Raw genomic sequence first — 20,553 nt, forward strand, 5'->3', positions numbered from 1 at the left:
TGACCACATGTCCCCAGCACCACCGCACGGGGCGCGGGTCAGTCGGACAGGAAGTCCCGCATCAGCGGTCCGGCATCGCGGGCGCCGGATCGGCCGTCGGCGACGAAGACCGCGACCGCCAGGTCGTCGCGGGTGGCGACCAGCCAGGCGTGCGTACCGACCGGATCCGCGCCGTACTCGGCGGTGCCGGTCTTCGCGCCGACCTCGCCCGGCAGGTCATCCAGCATCCGGGCGCTGCCGTCCGTCACCACCGAGCGCATCAGGCCGCGCAGGGTGTCGGCCTCCTTCGCGGTCAGCGGCCGCGCGGGCTCGCCCAGCGGCGGCACCTCGGCGTCGGCGATCAGCCGCGGGGTGACCCGCTCACCGGCCGCGACCGACGCTGCCACCGACGCCATCCCGAGCGGCGTGGCCAAGACCTCACCCTGGCCGATCATGGCCACTGCCTGATCGAGCCCGGGCCCGGTCGGCGGCGCCTCGCCGAGCCAGAACGGGTAGCCGAGGTCGGCATCGTGATTGAGTCCGAGCGCCTCTGCGGCCGCCCGCAGATCGTCCGAGCTGATCTTGGCCGAGGCGTTGATCAGCGCGGTGTTGCAGGACTGGGCGAACGCCTCGCGCAGGGTGATCGTGCCGAGCGCCGACTCGGGGTAGTCGGAATAGTTGCCGATCTTTCGGCCGTCGATGCTCGCCTGCCGTGTGCACTCGACCGGACTGTCCGGGCTCAGCCCGGCGCGGAGCAGGGCCAACACCGTGACGATCTTGAAGGTCGACCCGGGCGGGTAGCGGCCCATCGTGGCGGTCGACTCTCCGTCGCCGCCCGGGCCGGAGGCGGCCACCAGGATCTGTTGGTCCGACGGCCGGATCGCGACGATCGCGGATGCGCTGTCGGTCTCGGCCAGCAGTCGCTCGGCCCTGGCCTGCAGGTCGGCATCCAGGGTCACCTTGAGCGGCTTTCCGCGCGCCGCCTCGGCGGTCCACAGCTCCGGCCCGTCGGCGATCCGCAACGAGGTCTCGGGAACACCCCGCAGACGTTCGTCGTAGCGGCGCGACAACCCGGAGAGCCCGACGATGTCGCCGGCATCGATCCGGCCCTTCGACTCGGCGACGATCTCGTCGGTGGCCGGCCCAACGGTGCCCAGGAGGGGCCGGGCGAACTCCCGGGTCGGGGCGAGATAGGCATCGTCGAGCTCGATCCGCCCGCCGCGGATCTTCTCGATCCGGGCCGCGAGGGCGTCGGACACATCCTCCTCGCGCAGCACGATCGCCTCGACGAAGGCCTTCGGGCCGGCGGCGCGCAGCTTCTTGACGAAGGTGTCGGGGTCCACGTCGACGGCCCGCGCGAGGGCGCGCGCGGAGTCCTCCTGGGCGTCTGCGTCCACGCTCGGCTTGTCGATCCCGATCCGCTGCACGGTCCGCCTGGTGATCAGCTCGGTGCCGGCGCGGTCGACGATGGGGGCGCGCTCGGCGGCGGACCGGCGTACCTCGAACCGGTCGGAGGTCGCGGTCAGTTCGGGATGGAACTGGGGCATCTGGAGGTTGGCCCGCCACATTTTGCCGTCCTGGATCAGGTCGGCCCGTGTCGAGTAGGTCCACGGCTGCGCGCCGGGCACCACATCCCACGACCAGTCCAGTCGCACCGCGGTCCGGGTGCTGAACGCGCCATAGGGATCGATCTGGCCGACAGTCACGGTCGGGAAGGCGCCCGCGGCGCTCATCACGAGTTCGGGGTACGCCAGGGCTGCTGGCTCGGACTCGGCGGTGAGCGGCACCTCGCCCCAGACATGTCCGGCGGACAGATAGCTCGCCAACTGGGCGGCGACCTGCCGCGGATCGCTCTCGGGCTCCGGCGCGCTGCATCCCGCGACCGCCAGTAGCAGCGCGACGAGACCCGCCAGCACTGCGGGCGCGCGCCGCACAGGGACGAGCCGCGGGGGAACAACGGGGATCCTCACGAGCGCACAGTCAACGCCGCCGGGTGTTCGGCGTCCAATACCGCGGCGGGATGGGTCAGCCGCGGAGTGCATCGACGGCCAGCCGGCCGGCGTGGCCGATGGCGAACTCCGCCTCGAGTTGCACCGAGGCCGGGATGCTCGACCGGGTCAGGGCAACCACGGCTACCCGGTCCGGTCCGGCCTCGACCACCCCGGCCTCGTGCCGCAGATCCAGGAAGGTGCCCGTCTTGGACAGCACGCGCACCTCGTCGCTGGCCAGCTCGACGGCCAGGCGGTGTCGGGTGAGCTGGTGGCCGAGAGCGGCGCGGAGCCGCGCGCAGGCCGCCGGGGTGGAGATCCGGTCGGTCCACAGCCGGTCGAGCAGATCCAGCAGAGCGCGGGCGGTGCCGACATTGGCGCGGTGCGGGTCGAGCTCGCCGATCAGGTGACCGCCGCCCGGGGTGGTGGCTCCCGCGGCGAGGCCGAGCCCGACCTCGGCCACGGCGCCCGACATGCCATAGATCGCCCGCATCGGGTGGCGCAGGACGATCTCGGCGAATCCGAACCCGGCCAACCGCTCGGTCACCGTCTCGATCCCGATACGTTCCAGCAGGGCGTCGGTCGCCGCATTGTCGCTGACGGCGAGCGCCAACTGCATCAGGTCCTCCGCGGCCACCCGGCTCGGGTGCCGGAACAGCGAGACGCCGGTCGGGCCGCTGGTCGCCCGATCGGGGTCGAGCTCGAACGGCTCGGCCGGGTCGAGCTCGCCCCGCTCGAACGCGTCGTGCACCACCACCGCCAACGGCAGCTTGATCACCGAGGCCAGCGGCCAGGCGATCCCAGCACCGAAGCCGAGCTCCGCGCCGGTGTCGAGATTGCGGGCGAGCAACGACCCGCTGAGCCCCGCTGCCGCCCAGTCCCGCTCGATGTCGGCGATCAGGGCGGCGTGCTCACGCAGCATCGCGCCCCCTGACCCGTCCGCCGAGCCCGGACGCGAGCCGGCCCAGCAGGGCGGCCCGGTCGCCGGCGGTCAGCTCGGCCGGGCCTGCCAACCGGTAGCCACGGGCGAGGTCGAGGCGCCCGGGCGGCGACCAGGCGAGCTCCTCGCGGTCGGCCTCGGCGGCGCTCGCCACCACCACGTCGCCGCGCTCGTGCACGCGGGTCCAGGCCTCCGCGGCGGGTGTGGAGATGATCAACTGGTCGGCGCGGAGACCGGCGGCGAAGACGGCATCGCGCAGCCGGTCGCGGACCGCCGGGACGTCGTCCTCGGCGAGCAGGTGCAGCGCCCGTGGCGGGTGGGCGCGCTCGCGTACCGGCCGACGCAACTGGTCGAGGAAGAACGCGCGCGGGGTGCCGGCCGGGCTGTGCTGCGCGATGCCGAGTGGTACGCAGATCTCGGCACCGTCCGGCGCCACCGGGACCAGCGCCAGGTGCGCCGAGCCCGCCTGCAGCAGCTCCGCCCGACCGGCCGGATCATCGGCCACGAAGACGACCTCGCGTCCGGCGAACCCGCGCCGGATCGCGGCCCGGGCCCGGGCGGTGACGCCCGGCGGGACGCCGAGCACCAGCACCGGCCCGTCGTCGGCGAACAGCCGCTCGATCCGGTCGGCCCGGGCCAGTAATTCCTGGGCCAGCGGCTGCAGCCGCTCCCCGTCGGGCGTCAGCTCGACGCGCCGCGACGTGCGGATCAGCAGCGGTACGCCGAGGCGCTCCTCCAGCCCCGCGATCCGCCGGCTGGCGACCGGCTGCGGCTGACCGCAGCGCTCGGCGCCACGGGTGAAGCTGCGCTCGGCGGCCACCGCGCAGAAGCTGCGCAGCGATTCCAGCAGGTCCATGCGGGCAACAATACGGTTCGCGCATGAATGGCGGGGTGGCTGTCTTGGCGTACCCGCGCACCCTCCGGCCACGCTGTCGATCATGGAACCGAACGAAACCAGCCCAGTCCGATCCACCCAGATCGCGCGCCGGACGGTGCTCGCCGGCGCTGCGGCAGCCGCCGCTGCCGCCGCGGTCGGCGGCGCAGGCGCACCGGCGGCCGTCGCCGCGGGCTCCCCGATCGCGGAGCTGGAGGGCCGCTACGACCGCCGGATCGGCCTGTACGCCGAGAACCTGCGCACCGGGCGTCGGATCGCTCATCGGCCGGACGAGCGCTTCGCGATGTGCTCGACGTTCAAGCCGTTCGCCGTCGCCGCGGCGCTGGACGGGCGCCTGGTCAGCCCGGACCCGAAGTTCCTGCAGCGCCGGGCGTACTACCCGCCGTCGCTGGTTCCGGACGGCCTGTGGGCGCCGCGGACGCGGGAGTGGCTGGAGCGTGGCTATGCCCCGACGATGGCCGAGATCTGCGAGGCGTGCACCCGCGAATCCGACAACGGAGCGGCGAACCTGCTGCAGCAATACATCGGCGGCCCCGGCGCGGTGACCCGGCTGTACCGCGATCTCGGTGACCGGGTCAGCGTGCTGGAGCGCTGGGAGCCGGAGATGAGCGACTGGGATCCGTCATCGATACGCGACACCAGCACCCCGCGAGCGATGGGCAACAACTACCGCGAGCTGCTGCTCGGGCGTACCCTGCGGCGGCGGATCCGCGATCAGCTCACCGAATGGTTGCTCGGCAATCTGACCTCAGACAACACCTTCCGCAAGGAGCTTCCGGCCGACTGGCGATTGGCGGACAAGACCGGCTCCGGCGGGGACTACGCGACCAGGAACAACATCGGCATAGCCTGGACCGGCACCGGCGTACCGATCGTGATCAGCGCGATGACCAGTTCTTCCGACATCGATGCCGAGACCCTGGACGCGCCGCTGGTCGACATCATGCGCCTCGTGGTACGAGAGCTGGGCTGATCATGGAACAGATTGCTCGGATCGAGGAGCGCTACGACCGCAGGATCGGCCTGTACGCACAGAATCTGCGCACCGGTGCCACCGTCGATCATCGTGCCGACGAGCGGTTTGCCATGTGCTCGACCTTCAAGACGCTCGCCGCGGCAGCGGTGCTGGACAACCGGTTGATCTTCCGCGATCGCCTGATCATGGACCGGCGCCAGCACTTCCCGCCGTCGCTGGTGGACGGAGCCGGGTACGCCGCGGTGATGGCGGCCTGGCTGGAACAAGGACACGTGCCGACGACTGCCGAGGTGTGCGAGGCGGCCGTCGCCGATTCGGACAACGCGGCCGGAAACCTGCTGTTGCAACTGATCGGCGGGCCGGGTGCGATCACGGCGCTGGCGCGTGACCTCGGCGATCGGGTGACGGAACTGACGCGGTGGGAGCCGGCGCTCAACGAGTGGGCACCCGGCGACCTGCGCGACACCACGACTCCGCGCGCGATGGGCGAGAACTACGGGCAGTTGGTCGCCGGGCGGGCTCTCGGGGGGGCCGCCCGGCGCCGGCTGACCGGTTGGCTGTTGGCGAACCGGACCGGAGCGGACGATCTTCGCAAGGGCCTGCCGGCGGGCTGGCGGCTCGGTGACAAGACCGGCAGCGGGGCGTACGGCACGCGCAATGACGTCGGGATCGCCTGGACGCCGGCGGGCGTACCGATCGTGATCAGTTGCCTGACGAACGCCGATTCGGCGGACGCCGAAACCCGCAAGGAGCCGCTGGCCGAGGTCGGCCGGCTGTGTGCGGAGCTGCTGGGCTGACGCCGAGACGGGCGCCCGGCGGTGCGCCGGGCGCTCGCTAGCATGGCCGCATGGCTCGAGTACGGACGCTTGCGCTCGTCCTCGCCGGCGGTCAGGGCAGCCGGATGGACGTCTTGACCCGGGAACGGGCGAAACCTGCCCTGCCGCTGGCCGGCAGCTTCCAGTTGATCGACGTGGCGATGTCGAACCTGCACCACAGCGGCATTGACGACGTGTGGCTGGCGGTGCAGTACCAGGCGCGCTCGCTCGACGATTCGGTCGGCAATGGCCGGCCGTGGGATCTGGACCGGACGCGCGGCGGATTCCGGCTGCTGCCTCCCCAGGAGGGCGATTCGGCGGTCGAGGACGGTTTCGCGACTGGCAATGCCGATCAGTTGTTCCGGCTGCGCAGCGAGATCACGGCGCACGGCGCGGAGGAGGTGATCGTGCTGAGCGCGGACCATGTGTACCTGACCGACTATGCCGACGCCCTGGCGACCCACCGCCGCAAGGGCGCCGGGTGCACGATCGTCACCTACGACCTGGGCGCCGACCTCGGCATCGAGGAGGCGAGCAACCACGCGACCGTCGAGTCGAACCGGCTCGGCCGGGTGACCGACTTCGCCTACAAGCCGGAACGGCCGAGCACCGGGGTGGTCGCCACCGAGGTGTTCGTCTACGACACCCAGGTGCTGGTGGACACGCTCGGGGACCTGCACCGCGAGCTCGATGGTCGGCAGGAGGACGAGGACGACTCGGGTCTGGGCGACTTCGGCGAACATCTGGTGCCGCGGCTGGTCGAGCAGGGCCGGGCGTACGAGCACCGCATCGGCGGCTACTGGCGTGATCTTGGTCGGCCGTCGACCTATCTGACAGCGCACCGGGATCTGGCGCGCGATGATCATGGCGTGCTGAATCGCACCGACTGGCCGCTGCTGACGCGACAGATCCCGGCGGCCCCGGCCCGGTTGTCCGGCGGCGCCCGGGTCGACGAGTCGCTGATCAGCGGCGGTTGCCAGGTGGACGGTGAGGTACGCGGGAGCGTGCTCGGGCCGCGCGTGCGCGTCGCGGCGGGCGCGAGCGTGCGAGATTCGGTGATCTTCGCCGACTGCGAGATCGGGCCGGATGCGGTGGTCGAGGCAACGATCATGGACACCGGGGTACGCGTCGGCGAGCACGCCCGGATCGGCGGCGAGCCGAGTCGGCCCGACAGCCCGGATGACGACGAGATCACCCTGGTCGGCGCGGACACGACTGTGCCCGCGGGCGCGGAGGTGGAGGCCGGAGCGCGACTGGAGCCCGGCACCAGCCGGGTCGGGGGCGAGTGAGGTGTCGCAGTGGTTCACCGACGCGTTCCGGGCCGAGTATGACAAGCAGTCCGACGAGATCGGCCGGTTCAATCTGGCGGTGTTCGGCAAGACCGGGGTGGGCAAGTCCACGCTGATCAATGCGGTCTTCGGTGAGCCGGTGGCCGCGACCGGCATCGGCGAGCCGGTGACGAAGGACTCACATCTTTATCTTGATCGGCGTGGGCGCCTCGGCATCGTGGACACTCGCGGGCTGGAGATCGGCCGCGACGACAAGGCACTGGCGGCCGATCTGTCGAAGTTCGTGAAGGAGTATCGACGCAAGCCGATCAACGAGCAGGTGCATGCGGCGTGGTACTGCGTACGACCGATGGATCGACGATTCGAGGAGTCCGAGGCGCAGTTCATCCGCAATCTCGTTGATCACGGACTGGGCGTGATCTTGGTGTTCACCCAGGTGCCGTCACGCGACGGGGTGGTGCATCCGGACGTGATCGAGCTGGCGCGCCGGATCGAGCAGCTCCGGTTGCCGATCTTCGGCGAGCGGCCCGTGTTCACCAACGCCATGAGGGATCCGTTCACGGGTCAGCCGGCCTTCGGCTTGATCGACCTCGTCCAGGCGACCTTTCGCATTGTGCCGGAGGCAGCACATGCAGCCCTCGTCGCCGAACAGCAGGTGGACCTTGCGTCGAAGGCGCGCGAGTCGCACAAGACGATAGGGGCGGCAGCGGCCGGCGCGGCGGCGGCCGCGGCGACGCCGATCCCGTTCTCGGATGCGGCGGTGCTGGTGCCCATCCAGTTGGCGATGATGGGCCGGCTCGCGATCATCCACAAGCTGCGGTTCGACCGCGCGGCCATGCTGGCGGTCGCCTCGACCGCGGCCGCGACCACCGGTGGCCGGGCGGCGGTGACCGGGCTGTTGAAGTTCATCCCCGGGGCCGGCACGATCGCCGGCGGGGCGATCGGCGCGGGCGTCGCGTCCACCTTCACCTTTGCCATGGGACAGGCCTGGCTGGTGGTCTGCCAGCGGGCCGCGTCCGGGAATCTGCCGATGATCGGCGGGGTCGTCGATTCCGATGCCGTACGCGAGGTCTTCCTCGGCGAGTTGGGCAAGCGGATGCCCAAGATCAGGCGGGAGTAGCCGCGCGTTTCTTGCGTTCTTGGCAACCCTGCTGAACAGCGCGGCTTGGTCATACGGTCCCGCTATCTTGCAGACATGACTTCCGGAGGCGCTGAGAAGGAAAAGCCCCTGAGTTCCACCCGTGCACTGCACGACCTACTCCGTACTGTTCGGGCCGAAGCCATGCAGGGCGGACACTCTGTAGTGAAGGCTTGGTCAGGAGCGCTCGGGGTAGAGCACGGATCGCCGGAGTTTGTCAGGCGCCACATACGAGCAACTGGCCTGTTCAGCGAGATGCTTGCCGAACTCGACACCTTGGACGAGCCCGCCAAGAGCCGCTATGAGTCACGGCTGTGGATTTGGTGGGATGCCCTCGTCGAGCCAGCCGGGTGGTCAGAGACGGTCCGCGATCGGGACGACCCGCTCGATCACCTCGAGTCCATGGCCGACATCGTCGAGGCGCAGAGCGTCGAGCTCCGCACGGCGGCACAGAAGCTCAGGGATGCCCTTACCACGGCTCGCAGGATCGTTGTCCAGGCAGTCAACGACGGGGAGGTTGAGGAGTCTGCCGGCTCGCGGCTCATCGACTTGATCGATCGCCTCCTGCATGAGATCGATGATCCCCAGAAAAGCGTATTCCGCCTGAAGGATGTTGCCGCGACGTTCTTGGGCGATCTCCAGATCTTCCTCATCCGTTACCCACAGGCCGTTGGTGTGTTGTCCCGCGTAGTAGGAACGGTCATTGTCGGAATCACGGTCCTGATTGACCCGGTCGCGGCCGCTGGCCTCGCGAGCGCCGTCGCGGCTGGGTCATGGACTGCCGACAGAATCCTTGCGAGCGCCGAGCCAGTAATGCTCAAGGCATTGGAGTCGGGCGCGACGAGGGAGCTCGAGTCCGGGTCAGGCGACAGCGAGGAAACCGACAGCTAGTCCCAGTCCAATCAACGACCCGTTGCATGGTCCTGCTGGTGCGACCGGGACATCTGTGGGCACTCGAACTGTCAGTCGGTTCGCGGCGTCGACGCCGCGAGCAGCCGCGAAGCACTTGCTGTGAACAACGCGATTCGTTGCGCGGGAGATTGTCAGACCTCCTCCCTAGAGTTGGTTTCATGAATCGGGGGGCGATGAGCACGGCGGGCGCGCTGCTCGGCGCGGTCGCCGACCTGCGCCATGATCAACTTCGCGCCGAGGCCGATATCCTCGACGCGGCCGCCGAGTGGGCCGTGCTGCACCCCGACCTCGATGATCAACCGGCGACCCTGTGGTCGCGCGGCGAGGACACGCTGATCCCGCTGGCCGGCGCCGGCGCCCCCGGGGTCGACCCCGCGTGCGTTGCCGAGTTCGCGGCGGTCCTCGGCGTCACGACCGAGTCCGGGCAGCGACTGATCGGCGACGCGCTGGAGCTCCGCCACAGGCTGCCGCTGCTCTGGGCCGACGTGCAGGCGCTACGGGTGCCGGCCTGGCGCGCCCGCACGGTGGCCGAGGCGACCCGCGCGCTGCCCCCGGCCGCGACCGCCTACGTCGACCGACAGGTCACCGCGGTCGCCGGCAGGATCGGCCATGCCCAGCTCGCCCGGCTGGTCGCCGCCGCGACGGCGCAGTTCGTCGCGGCCACCGAGGATCCGGCCGGCGGTGACCCGGACGACGCCCGCGGCCGCGACGACGACCTGTTCGTGGAGGTCGAGTGCGATGTCACGGGCGTCGACGGCCGGGCGTACCTGTCGGGGACGCTCGAGCTTCCGGACGGCCTCGACCTGGCCGCCGCGCTCAGCGCGGGCGCCGAGGCCCAGCGGGCCTGGGGATCCGACGCCCCGCTGCACGCCCGCCGCGCCCGCGCCCTCGGCGACCTTGCCCGCCACCAGCCCCTGCTTGATCCCTCCCATTCCGACCCGGCCGGCGACCTGGACCAGGCTCGACCGGCGGATCCGGACGGCGCCCGACCGGCGGGGCGCACGATCGTGTTGTACGCCCATCTGAGCGCCGACGGCGCGCGGGCGCCGTTCGGGCCGGTCGGTCGGCTGGGCAACACCGACTCCCCGATCACGCCCGATCAGGTCCGCGGCTGGTGCGCCGCGCCGGGCACGACCGTCGTGGTGAAGCCGGTGATCGACCTGAACCGGCCGCGGACGTCACCGCGCTACGCGATCCCCGATCCCATCCGCGAGCAGGTCATCCTGCGCGACCCGACCTGCGTGTTCCCGTGGTGTGCGAAGAACAGCCTGCGCGCCGACATCGACCACATCACGCCCTGGCCGCACGGCCCGACGCACACCGACAACCTGGCGCCGCTGTGTCGCCGCCATCACCGCCTGAAGACGCTCGCGGGTTGGCGCTACCGCCGCCTGCCCGGCGGCGGCTACCTGTGGACCAGCCCGAACGGGTGGACCATCGTCCGCGACCGCACCGGTACGCGGCCCGCCCGGCGCCCACCCGAGCGGCCACCGCCGGACAGCGGCTGATCGACCCCGGCGACCCCTGCTTGTCCGGCAACCCCTACTTCTCCGGCAACCCCTACTTCTCCGGCAACCCGTCCCGATCGGCCCACTCGAGCAACGGCTCGATGGCGAACGGATGATCATCGATGCCCGCATGCAGATCGCCGAGCTCGGCGAAGCGCCCCGGCATCGTGAGCACCGTGAAATCGTCCGGCTCGGCATCGCCGACCTCGTCCCAGGTCAGCGGCGCCGAGACGGTCGCGCGCTGGTTCCCACGCACGGAGTAGGCCGAGGCGATCGTGTGGTCGCGGGTGTTCTGGTTGTAGTCCACGAACAGCTTCGCCGGATCGCGATCCTTGCGCCACCACGTCGTCGTCACCTCCTCGGGCAGCCGCCGCTCGACCTCGCGGGCGAACGCGAGCGCGGCCCGGCGTACCTCGGCAAAACCATGATCGGGATCGATCCGCACATAGACGTGCATCCCGTGGCCTCCCGAGGTCTTCGGCCAGCCGACCGCTCCCAGCTCGTCCAGCACCTCGTGCGTCACCTCGGCCGCCCGCAGCACCCGCGACCACGGGCACTCCGGCCCGGGGTCAAGATCGATCCGCCACTCATCCGGGCGCTCGACATCGGCGCGGCGCGAGTTCCACGGATGGAACTCCACCGTCGACATCTGTACCGCCCAGATCACCTGCGCAATCTCCGTCACGCACAACTCATCGGCCGTCCGCCCGAAGCGCGGGAAGAACAGCTCGACCGTGTCCACCCAGTCCGGCGCGCCCTGCGGCAACCGCTTCTGGTGCACCTTCGGCCCCGACAACCCCTTCGGGAAGCGGTGCAGCATCGTCGGCCGCTCGCGCAACGCGTTCACGATCCCGTCGCCGATCGACAGGTAGTAGTTGGCGAGATCCAGCTTGGTCAGCCCGAGCTCGTCGAAGTAGACCCGCTCCGGATTGCTGATCCGGACGGTACGCCCGCCCGCCGCCAGCTCGATCGCCTGACCCATGCGATCACGCTACCGAGGGTTGACCCCGAGATGCCCGCTGGCTAGCTTCGCAGAACGGCCCGATCCGGGCGCTCCCCCAGAAGGAGGTCGGTCGACGATGACCACCTTGACCCGTCCCGCCCGCCTGTTCGCGGCCGCTGTCCTGGCCGGGGCGCTCGCCCTCGCCACGGCCGCCACCCCGGCCCGGGCCGCCGATCCGGCGACCCGCTGGGCCGACGCGACCCTGCGCCGGATGAGCCTGGAGGAGAAGGTCGGCCAGCTCTTCGTCAACTATGTCTACGGCGCGAGCGCCGACGCCGCCGACAGCCGCAATACGGAGCGCTACGGCGTCGCCACCCCCGCCGAGGTCGTCGCCAAGTACCGCCTCGGCGGCGTGATCTACTTCGCCTGGTCCGACAATGTCGCCGACCAGTCCAAGATCGCCGGCCTGAGCAACGGCCTGCAGCGCGCAGCCCGCGACGCCAGCCCGCGTACCGACATCCCGCTGACCATCAGTACCGACCAGGAGACCGGGCTGGTGGCCCGGATCGGACCACCGGCGACCGAGTTCCCCGGTGCGATGGCGCTCGGTGCCACCCGCGATCCCGAGGCCACCCGCACCACATACGCGATCACCGGCCGCGAGCTGCGCGCCTTCGGCATCAATGCCGACTACGCCCCCGACGCCGATGTCAACGTCAACCCGGCGAACCCGGTGATCGGCGTACGCTCCTTCGGCTCCCGCCCCGACCTGGTCGCCGAGCACGTCCCGCAGGCGATCGCCGGCCTGCAGAACGCCAAGGTCAGCGCCGCCGCCAAGCACTTCCCCGGCCACGGCGACACCAATGTCGACTCCCACACGGGATTCCCGGTGATCAACCACACTCGCGAGGAGTGGGAGACCATCGACGCGCCGCCCTTCCGGGCCGCGATCGAGGCCGATGCCGACATGATCATGACCGCCCACATCTCGGTGCCGGCACTCGATCCCAGCGGCGACCCGGCCACCTTGTCCGAGCCGATCGTCACCGGCATCCTGCGTGATCAACTCGGCTACGACGGAGTGGTCGTCACCGATTCCCTCCGGATGGATGCGGTACGCCAGAACTATCCCGACGCCGAGGTGGCGGTGCGGGCCATCGAGGCGGGCGTGGACGTGCTGCTCGACGCGAACTCGCCCGACGTCCAGTACCGGGCGGTGATCGATGCCGTCCGCTCCGGCCGGCTCACCGAGGAGCGGATCGATCAGAGCGTCCGGCGGATCCTCGCCATGAAGTTCGAGCGCGGGGCCGTCGCGATGTGGCAGACCAACCCGAACCTGCGTGATCGCGTGGTCGGCACCGCCCGCAATCTCGCCACCGCCCAGGAGATCGCCGACCGCAGCATCACCCAACTCACGGACGCCGCCGACCTGGTGCCGCTCGGCGCCGGGCGCACGCTCGTCACGGGCGCCGGAACGGCCCCGGTCGATTCCCTCACCCGGGCGCTGCGCGACGGCGGCGCGGACGCCGAGGCCCACGCGACCGCGACCAACCCCGATGCCGCCGCGATCACCGCCGCCGTCGAGCGCGCCCGCACCGCCGACCGGGCCGTGGTGATCACCAACAACGCCCGGGCGAACACCGGTCAGGCCGCGCTGGTCGACGCGCTGAACTCGGCCGGCGTACCGGTCGTGGTGGTCGCAGTCGGCGTGCCCTACGACATCGCCTACCTCGACACCGAGAGCTATCTGGCGAGCTATTCGCGCAATGATGTCGCCCTGCGCTCCGTCGCCCGGGTGCTCACCGGGCAGGTCGACCCGTCCGGTCGGCTGCCGGTCGACATCCCGTCGGCCGACGACCCGGACGAGATCATCTACGAGTTCGGGAGCGGCGAATGAGCCGCCGGCTGGGCGTGCTCGCCGCCCTCGCTATGGTCCTGATCATGGTTCCGAGCAGCCCGGCGAGTGCCGCCGACGGTGCGGCCCGAGGGCGCTTCGATCGCCCGCAGGACGGCTTCGCGCGGCCCACCACCTCGCTGGGCGAGAGCACCCCGCAGCGGATGCGGCTCGACCCGGCACCGATCGCGGAGGCCTGGCGACAGGTGCAGTCCTATGCCGAGGCGCAGCCGGACGGCCGTCCGCGCTACCCCGGCGGCGTGCTCACCTACGGCTATCAGGGCAAGATCGTCTTCTCCGAGGCGTTCGGCGAGGCGGTGCGCTACGGGCCCGGCCAGACGGTGCTGCCGGCCGACCAGCGGATCGCCACCCGGACCGACACCATCTATGACCTGGCCTCGATCTCGAAGCTGTTCACCTCGATCGTGGTGCTGCAGCAGGTGGAGCGCGGCCGCGTCGACCTGGACGCCGCGGTCGCCGACTATCTGCCCGAGTTCGCCGCGAACGGCCCGGACGATCCCGATGGCAAGGCCTCGATCACGGTACGCCAACTGCTCACCCACACCTCGGGGCTGCCTCCCTTCCTGCCGCTGTGGCGTGATCAACCCGATCCGGACAGCCGGCTTCGAGCCGCCCTGACCGCCAAGCTGAGCAACCCACCCGGCAGCACCTACACCTACAGCGATCTGAACCTGATCGCACTCGGCGAGCTGGTGCACCGGGTGAGCGGCAAGACCCTTGATCGACTCGTCGCCGACGACATCACGGGCCCGCTGCGGATGACCGACACCGGATACAACCCCGACCCGTCGCTGCGTCCGCGGATCGCGGCCACCGAGGAACAGCGCGCCCCGGACCGCGGCGTCGTGTGGGGCGAGGTGCACGACGAGAACGCCTGGAGCCTCGGTGGCGTCGCCGGGCACGCGGGCGTCTTCTCCACCTCGGCCGACCTCGCCCGGCTGGCCCAGGCCATGCTGAACGGCGGCGTCCTGGACGGCCGGCGGATCATGCAGCCCGAAACCGTCGAGGCGATGATCACCAACGAGAACACCGGGTTCCCGGGAGACGATCATGGGCTGGGCTTCGAGCTGAACCAGCACTGGTACATGGACGGGCTGTCGGGCCCGCGTACCGCCGGACACACCGGCTACACCGGAACCTCGCTGGTGATCGACTTCGACAGCCGGTCGTTCGTGCTCTTGCTGACCAACCGGGTCCATCCGTCCCGCGAATGGGGCAGCGTCAACCCCGCGCGCACCGCCGCAGCCCGCGGGCTCGCCGATGCCCTGGCGGTGCGCCCGGTCGCCGGCAAGCGCGCCTGGGTCTCCACCCGGCCGAACAACGCGGAGACCTCGCTGCGCCTCGCGGTGCCGGCGGGCAGCACGGAACTGCGCTGGCAGAGCCTGGTCGACCTCGAGCCGACCGACCCGTTGATCATGGAGACCAGCCGCGACGGCTCGACGTGGCAACCGCTGGCGTACCGGCTCGGCGACGACGAGATCGACGGCGAACTGACCGCGTCCACCGGGCGCACCTGGCGCGCGGGGCGGGCCTCGCTGCCCGCGGGCACCACCGCGGTCCGCTGGCGCCAGACCTTCGATGCCAGTGCGGCCGGTCGCGGCGTGTTCGTCGACGATGTCCGGATCGGCGCGGGCGCCTCCGCGCGGCCGATCGATGAGTCCGATCCGGCCTGGTCGGCCGACGGCTGGCAGATCACGGACCGCTGACCGCAGGTGACGAGCACATCTCGCTGCGAAGAACCCCCCTCACGCCCACGGGATTCTGGATACCGTCACCCCATGGCGGTTCGCACGATCGGCGGGCGAAGCCGCGGACTGCTGGGCGCACTGGCCGCGGCGGCGGTGCTGCTGGCCGGCTGTGCCCCGATGGGTCCGACCACCGGCACCGAGTTCGGCGAACGCTCCGTCGACGCCCGCACCCCCGGCCGGGGCGGCAGCGCGCAGGTCGCACTGGCCAGCGAACCCGACCTGCTCGACCCGACGCAGTCCTCGACCCTGGTCGCCCGTCAGGTCTTCGCCTCGATGTGCGAGAAGCTCTACGACTACGACGAGTCGATGACGATCGTGCCGCAGCTCGCGACCGAGTTGCCGCAGACCTCGCCCGACGGGCGCCAACTCACGGTGTCCGTGCGCCGCGACGCGCGGTTCGCCGACGGCACGCCGCTGGACGCGGCCGCGGTCAAGAAGTCGCTCGACCGGCACCTGCAACTGGAGTCCTCCAGCCGCACCGCGGAACTGGCGAGCGTCGAGGAGGTGACCGTCCGCGACCCAGGCACGGTCGTGCTCTCGCTGAGCCAACCGGATGCGTCCCTGCCGAGCGTGCTGGCCGACCGCGCGGGGATGATCATGTCTCCCCAGGCGCTCGATCGGCTCGGCGAGGACTTCGGTACCGAACCCGTCTGCGTCGGTCCGTTCGCCTTCGTCAGTCGAGCGATCGGCGACCGGATCGTGCTGCGCCGCGATCCCAACTACTACGCCGCCGACGAGATCGCCCTGGACGAGGTGATCTACCGGGTGATGACCGACTCCTCCGTGCGGTTGGCCAATCTCCGCTCGCGCGATGTGGTGGTCGGGGACCAGATGGCGCCGGTCGACGTGCTCTCGACGAGCGGCGACGGCGAGCTGCAGCTCTTCCGGAGCCCGTCGTTCGGCTACTACGGCCTGACCGTCAATACCCGCACCTCGGGCGGGCCGGCGCCCGGCGCGGTGGTCGACACCCCGCTCGCCACCCGCCCGGAGCTGCGCACCGCGTTCGCGCTGTCGCTCGATCGGGCGCTGATCAACAAGATCGCCTTCCAGGACATGTACGCCCCGGCCTGCGGGCCGGTGCCGCTCGCCAGCGCCTACGCCGACCCCGACCTGGTCTGCCCCGGTCGCGACCTCGAGCGGGCCCGCCGGCTGGTCGCCGAATCGGGTCTGCCGACGCCGGTGCCGGTCGAACTCAGCATTCCCAACACCGCCAACGATCTGCGCACCGGGCAGATCATCCAGGCGATGGCGAACGAGGCCGGCTTCGACGTCCGGCTGCGCGCGATGGAGTTCACCAGCCTGCTCGAAGCGGGCAAGAACGGGGACTTCGAGATGTTGCTCTCCGGCTGGTCCGGGCGCGTCGACCCCAATGGCAACATGGCCTCCTTCCTCCGCTCCGGCGCACCCAACAACTACGGCGGGTACGCCAATGACGAGGTCGATGCCCAGCTCGCCGAGGCCCTCACCATCAGCGATGTCGGAAAGCGGCGCGCGGCGTACCGGGCACTGCAGGAGAAACTGGCCGAGGACCTGCCGATCATCTACCTGTTCCGCCCCTCCAGTCTGGTGCTCGCCAGCAACCGGCTGGCCGGCCTGCGGGTCTATGCCGACGGCCTGATCCGGCTGCGGGACGCGGGGTATGCGACATGACCGTCACCGCACCGCCTGCCACCCAGCCGTCGGCGACCCGGCCGAACGCCCCGCGCGGCCGCGCGCTGCGCCATCTCGCCGGTCGCGCCGGCCAGGCGCTGGTGACGATCTTCCTGGTCAGCATCGCCGTCTTCGCGGGCATCCGGGCGATCCCGGGCGACCCGGCCCTGGTGCTGGCGGGCGAGGACTCATCCCCCGAGGCCATCGCCGCGATCCGCGAGCGGTACGGCCTGGACGATCCGCTGCCGATCCAGTACCTGAACTGGCTCTCCCACGCGATCCGCGGCGACTTCGGCACATCGGTCCGCACCGGCGAGCCGGTGATCGAGGCGATCCTCGCGGCGCTGCCGGTGACCCTGGAGCTCGCGCTGCTCAGCATGCTCTTCGCCACCGCGATCGGCGTCGCCGCCGGCGTCGTTGCGGCCGTCGAGCGCGGCCGCCCCGGCGAGTGGCTGGCCAACGGCGCCGCCCTGCTCGGCCTGTCCATCCCGAACTTCTGGCTCGGCATCCTGCTGGTGCTGATCTTCGCGGTCGGGCTGCGCTGGTTGCCGGCATCCGGGTTCGTCCCGTTCACCATCGACCCGCTGGAGAATCTCGCCCGGATGATCATGCCGGCCTTCGTGCTCGGCAGCGGTCTGGCGGCCGTCGTGATGCGCCAGACCCGCTCGGGCATGCTGGAGGCGCTGTCCGCCGACTATGTGCGTACCGCGCGCGCCAAGGGGCTCACAGGCCGCGCAGTGGTGCTGGACCATGCGCTGCGGAACAGCCTGATCACGGTGGTCACCGTGCTCGGCCTCAATCTCGGGCAGTTGATCAGCGGGGCGGTGGTCACCGAGCAGGTGTTCACGCTGCCCGGCTTCGGCAAGCTGACCCTCGATGCGGTCTTCACCCGCGACTACCCGCTGATCCAGGCGGTGGTGTTGATCACCTCGGTCGCCTATGTGGTGATCAACCTGCTGGTGGACGTCTGCTACACCCTGCTCGATCCGCGGATCCGGGTCGGTGGTGTGTCGTGAGCGGCATCGTCACGCCGGCCCGCCGCCGATCGCGCGCCCTGAGCCGTCTGCGCGCCAACCCGCTCGCGGTCGCCGGCGCCGTCGCGGTCGGTGTCTTCGTGCTCGCCGCACTGGCCGCGCCGCTGCTCGCCCCCTATTCCCCGATCGCCCCCGATTTCGACGCCGTCCTCGCGCAACCCTCGCTCGCCCACTGGCTCGGCACCGACGATCTCGGCCGCGACCAGCTCTCCCGGATCCTGTTCGGCCTCCGTGCCTCGCTGCAGGTCGGGCTGCTGGCGGTGATCGGCGCCGCGGTGATCGGCATCGCGACGGGCATGCTCGCGGGCTACTACGGCGGCGTGATCGACATGATCGCCTCGCGGCTCACCGATGCACTGCTGGCATTCCCGTTCCTGATCCTCGCGGTCGGGTTGGCGGCGATCCTCGGCCCCTCGCTGACCAATGCCACCCTCGCGGTCGCGATCTCGCTGGTTCCCGCGTTCTTCCGGGTGGCCCGCGGCGAGGCGCTGCGGCTGCGCGGCGGGGAGTATGTGCAGGCCGCCATCGCCAGCGGCTCGCGGCCGGTCACCGCACTCGCCCAACACGTCCTGCCCAATGCCGCGTCGGCCCTGATCGTGCAGACCACCATCGCCATTCCCGGCGCGATCCTCGCCGAGGCCGTGCTGAGCTTTCTCGGTCTCGGCGTACAACCGCCGACCCCGTCGCTCGGCACCATGCTCTCCGCCGCGCAGTCCTTCCTCTACCCAGCGCCGTGGATGGCGGTCTTCCCCGGTCTGGCGATCGTCGCGCTCACGCTGGCGTTCAATGTGCTCGGCGACGGGGTGCGGGATGCGCTCGACCCGAAAGGAGACGGCCGATGACCGGCCCGGTGCTACGCGTGCGCGACCTCGACATCACCTTCCGCAGCGAAGGCCGCACCGTGCACGCGGTCCAGGGGCTCGGCTACGACCTCGCGCCGGGCGAGGTCTTGGCGGTGGTCGGCGAGTCCGGCTGCGGCAAGTCGATCAGCGCCCTGTCGGTGCTCGGCCTGCAACCGCGTACCGCGACCGTCACCGGATCGGTACGCCTGGGCGAGGTCGAACTGGTCGGCGCGTCCACGGCGACGCTCCGCGACATCCGCGGCGATCGGGTCTCGATGATCTTCCAGGAGCCGTTGTCGTCGCTCAATCCCGTGCTGACGGTGCGGCGCCAGCTCACCGAGGTGCTCCGGCGCCATCGCGGCCTGTCCGGTACGCGGGCCCGCGAGCGCGCGATCGAGCTGCTGGGGCTGGTCGGCATCCCGGCACCGCGGCAGCGGATCGACCTCTACCCCCACCAGCTCTCGGGCGGCATGCGGCAGCGGGTGATGATCGCCATCGCCATCGCCTGCGATCCCGAGGTGCTGATCGCCGATGAGCCGACGACGGCGCTCGACGTGACCGTGCAGGCCGGCATCCTGACGCTGCTGGACCGGCTGCGCGCCGAGCTGGGCATGGCGATCGTGTTGATCACCCACGATCTCGGCGTGGTCGCCGACATCGCGGACCGGGTGCTGGTGATGTACGCCGGTCGCGGCGTGGAGACCGCGCCCGTGGCGGAGCTGTTCGCCAACCCCGAGCACCCGTACACGAACGGCCTGCTCGGTGCCGTCCCGCGGCCCGGATCGGTGGCCGACCGGCTGGCCGAGATCCCCGGCACGGTGCCCGCGTTGGCGGTGCAGCCCGACGCGTGCACCTTCGCGGATCGTTGCCCGCGCGCCGCCGACGACTGCCGGGCCGCCCGACCCGCGCTCGCCGGCCCGGGCGAGCATCTGGTCGCCTGCTGGCACCCGATGACGAACGCGACCGCGGGAGCGCAGCGATGACCGGTTCCCCCGCGCTGGAGCTGTCCGGGCTGACCCGCCACTTCGGCGCGGTCCGCGCCGTGGACGGCATCGACCTGGTGGTCGCCGAGGGGGAGATCCTCGGGCTGGTCGGCGAGTCCGGGTCCGGCAAGTCGACGGTGGGGCGGCTGGCCGTGGCGCTGGACCGGCCGAGCGCGGGCACGGTCCGGGTGCTGGGGACCGAGCTGACCGGCCTGCGCGGTGGGCGGCTGCGCGCCCTGCGGCGACGCTTCCACCTGGTCTTCCAGGACCCCGCCTCCTCCCTCGATCCCCGCCAGACCTGCGCGACGATCGTCACCGAGCCGCTGCGGCACCACGGCATCGGGACGCGCGCGGAGCGCCGGGCCCGGGCCGCCGAGCTGTGTGGGCGCGTCGGCCTGCGCGAGGACCTGCTGGATCGCTACCCGCACGAGCTCTCCGGCGGGCAGCGGCAACGCCTGTCGCTCGCCCGGGCGCTGATCCTCGATCCGGACCTGATCGTCGCCGACGAACCGACCAGCGCGCTCGACGTGTCCGTACAGGCGTCCGTGCTGAACCTGCTCAAGGAGCTGCAGCGCGAGCTCGGCTTCGCCGCGCTGTTCATCACCCACGACCTCGGCGTGGTCGAGTACCTGGCCGACCGGGTCGCCGTGATGTATCTCGGCCAGCTCGTCGAGGTCGGCCCGACGGCCGAGCTGACCGCCGACCCGCTGCATCCCTACAGCCAGGCCCTGACCGCCGCCGCCCCCGTACCCGACCCGGTCGAGCAGCGTTCCCGCGAACGGATCGAGATCTCCGCCGACCTGCCCGACCCGGCCGATCCCCCGAGCGGTTGCCGATTCCGCACCCGCTGCCCGATCGCCGTGGCACGGTGCGCGACCGAGGTGCCGGAGCTGCGCGAGGTTGCGCCGGGGCGGTTCGTGCGCTGCCATCTGGTGACCGACGGTGCGGCGCCGGTCGCGCTCACGCCGGCCCGCGTCACGTGAGACGCTCCCCCCACC

At 71.2% G+C, this 20,553-nt stretch carries 17 protein-coding genes; 13 read left to right on the forward strand and 4 right to left on the reverse strand.

The window, feature by feature from the left end; all coding sequences use genetic code 11:
- Positions 1 to 38: 38 nt before the first annotated feature.
- The 3 genes from ACXDC7_RS00235 to ACXDC7_RS00245 are packed head-to-tail and all read right to left on the reverse strand — an operon-like array spanning position 39 to position 3,763.
- Entirely contained in the window at positions 39 to 1,949 is a 1,911-nt protein-coding gene (locus ACXDC7_RS00235; RefSeq protein ID WP_459220789.1) for a penicillin-binding transpeptidase domain-containing protein, read from the reverse strand.
- Positions 1,950 to 2,004: 55 nt separating this feature from the next.
- Positions 2,005 to 2,889 (reverse strand): serine hydrolase, encoded by an 885-nt coding sequence (locus ACXDC7_RS00240; protein WP_179445378.1) that lies wholly within the window; start codon positions 2,887 to 2,889, stop codon positions 2,005 to 2,007.
- On the reverse strand, positions 2,879 to 3,763 hold the full coding sequence (locus ACXDC7_RS00245) for a LysR family transcriptional regulator (RefSeq protein ID WP_179445377.1): 885 nt from the start codon (positions 3,761 to 3,763) through the stop codon (positions 2,879 to 2,881). The genes ACXDC7_RS00240 and ACXDC7_RS00245 overlap by 11 nt, the downstream gene beginning before the upstream one ends.
- Before the next feature lie 82 nt (positions 3,764 to 3,845).
- Between ACXDC7_RS00245 and bla (ACXDC7_RS00250) the strand changes: the two genes are divergently transcribed.
- From bla (ACXDC7_RS00250) to ACXDC7_RS00275, 6 genes are all read left to right on the forward strand, one after another.
- The gene (gene bla / locus ACXDC7_RS00250) at positions 3,846 to 4,775 is read left to right on the forward strand and encodes a class A beta-lactamase (protein ID WP_459220790.1); all 930 of its coding nucleotides are present in this window, start codon (positions 3,846 to 3,848) and stop codon (positions 4,773 to 4,775) included.
- Positions 4,776 to 4,777: 2 nt separating this feature from the next.
- Positions 4,778 to 5,575: a class A beta-lactamase gene (gene bla, locus ACXDC7_RS00255; RefSeq protein ID WP_179445375.1), complete on the forward strand. Its 798-nt coding sequence runs from the start codon at positions 4,778 to 4,780 to the stop codon at positions 5,573 to 5,575.
- A gap of 50 nt (positions 5,576 to 5,625) precedes the next feature.
- Entirely contained in the window at positions 5,626 to 6,882 is a 1,257-nt protein-coding gene (locus ACXDC7_RS00260) for a glucose-1-phosphate adenylyltransferase family protein (RefSeq protein ID WP_459220791.1), read from the forward strand.
- A gap of 1 nt (position 6,883) precedes the next feature.
- On the forward strand, positions 6,884 to 8,002 hold the full coding sequence (locus ACXDC7_RS00265) for a GTPase family protein (protein ID WP_459220792.1): 1,119 nt from the start codon (positions 6,884 to 6,886) through the stop codon (positions 8,000 to 8,002).
- 75 nt (positions 8,003 to 8,077) lie between these two features.
- Entirely contained in the window at positions 8,078 to 8,911 is an 834-nt protein-coding gene (locus ACXDC7_RS00270; RefSeq protein WP_459220793.1) for a hypothetical protein, read from the forward strand.
- Between the two features lie 179 nt (positions 8,912 to 9,090).
- Entirely contained in the window at positions 9,091 to 10,440 is a 1,350-nt protein-coding gene (locus tag ACXDC7_RS00275; protein ID WP_459220794.1) for an HNH endonuclease signature motif containing protein, read from the forward strand.
- A 52-nt stretch (positions 10,441 to 10,492) separates the two neighbouring features.
- On the opposite strand, the gene ligD is transcribed toward ACXDC7_RS00275, so the two are convergent.
- Positions 10,493 to 11,422 (reverse strand): non-homologous end-joining DNA ligase, encoded by a 930-nt coding sequence (gene ligD / locus ACXDC7_RS00280; protein WP_459220795.1) that lies wholly within the window; start codon positions 11,420 to 11,422, stop codon positions 10,493 to 10,495.
- 97 nt (positions 11,423 to 11,519) lie between these two features.
- Here ligD and ACXDC7_RS00285 point away from each other — a divergent pair, with 97 nt between their 5' ends.
- The 7 genes from ACXDC7_RS00285 to ACXDC7_RS00315 all read left to right on the forward strand — a co-directional run bounded on the left by ACXDC7_RS00285 (position 11,520) and on the right by ACXDC7_RS00315 (position 20,538).
- Positions 11,520 to 13,280, forward strand: coding sequence for a glycoside hydrolase family 3 protein (locus tag ACXDC7_RS00285; RefSeq protein WP_459220796.1), 1,761 nt, complete (start codon positions 11,520 to 11,522; stop codon positions 13,278 to 13,280).
- On the forward strand, positions 13,277 to 15,004 hold the full coding sequence (locus ACXDC7_RS00290) for a serine hydrolase domain-containing protein (RefSeq protein WP_459220797.1): 1,728 nt from the start codon (positions 13,277 to 13,279) through the stop codon (positions 15,002 to 15,004). Before ACXDC7_RS00285 ends, ACXDC7_RS00290 begins: the two co-directional genes overlap by 4 nt.
- Before the next feature lie 72 nt (positions 15,005 to 15,076).
- Positions 15,077 to 16,696, forward strand: coding sequence for an ABC transporter substrate-binding protein (locus ACXDC7_RS00295; protein WP_459220798.1), 1,620 nt, complete (start codon positions 15,077 to 15,079; stop codon positions 16,694 to 16,696).
- Complete coding sequence (locus ACXDC7_RS00300; protein WP_459220799.1) at positions 16,693 to 17,712, forward strand: ABC transporter permease; 1,020 nt, start codon at positions 16,693 to 16,695, stop codon at positions 17,710 to 17,712. Before ACXDC7_RS00295 ends, ACXDC7_RS00300 begins: the two co-directional genes overlap by 4 nt.
- The gene (locus tag ACXDC7_RS00305) at positions 17,709 to 18,572 is read left to right on the forward strand and encodes an ABC transporter permease (RefSeq protein WP_459220800.1); all 864 of its coding nucleotides are present in this window, start codon (positions 17,709 to 17,711) and stop codon (positions 18,570 to 18,572) included. Before ACXDC7_RS00300 ends, ACXDC7_RS00305 begins: the two co-directional genes overlap by 4 nt.
- The gene (locus tag ACXDC7_RS00310) at positions 18,569 to 19,555 is read left to right on the forward strand and encodes an ABC transporter ATP-binding protein (protein ID WP_179445365.1); all 987 of its coding nucleotides are present in this window, start codon (positions 18,569 to 18,571) and stop codon (positions 19,553 to 19,555) included. The genes ACXDC7_RS00305 and ACXDC7_RS00310 overlap by 4 nt, the downstream gene beginning before the upstream one ends.
- A complete protein-coding gene (locus tag ACXDC7_RS00315) occupies positions 19,552 to 20,538 on the forward strand; it encodes an ABC transporter ATP-binding protein (RefSeq protein ID WP_459220801.1) in 987 nt (328 codons plus the stop codon). The genes ACXDC7_RS00310 and ACXDC7_RS00315 overlap by 4 nt, the downstream gene beginning before the upstream one ends.
- Positions 20,539 to 20,553: the final 15 nt, after the last annotated feature.

It is taken from the genome of Naumannella huperziae, assembly GCF_054073625.1.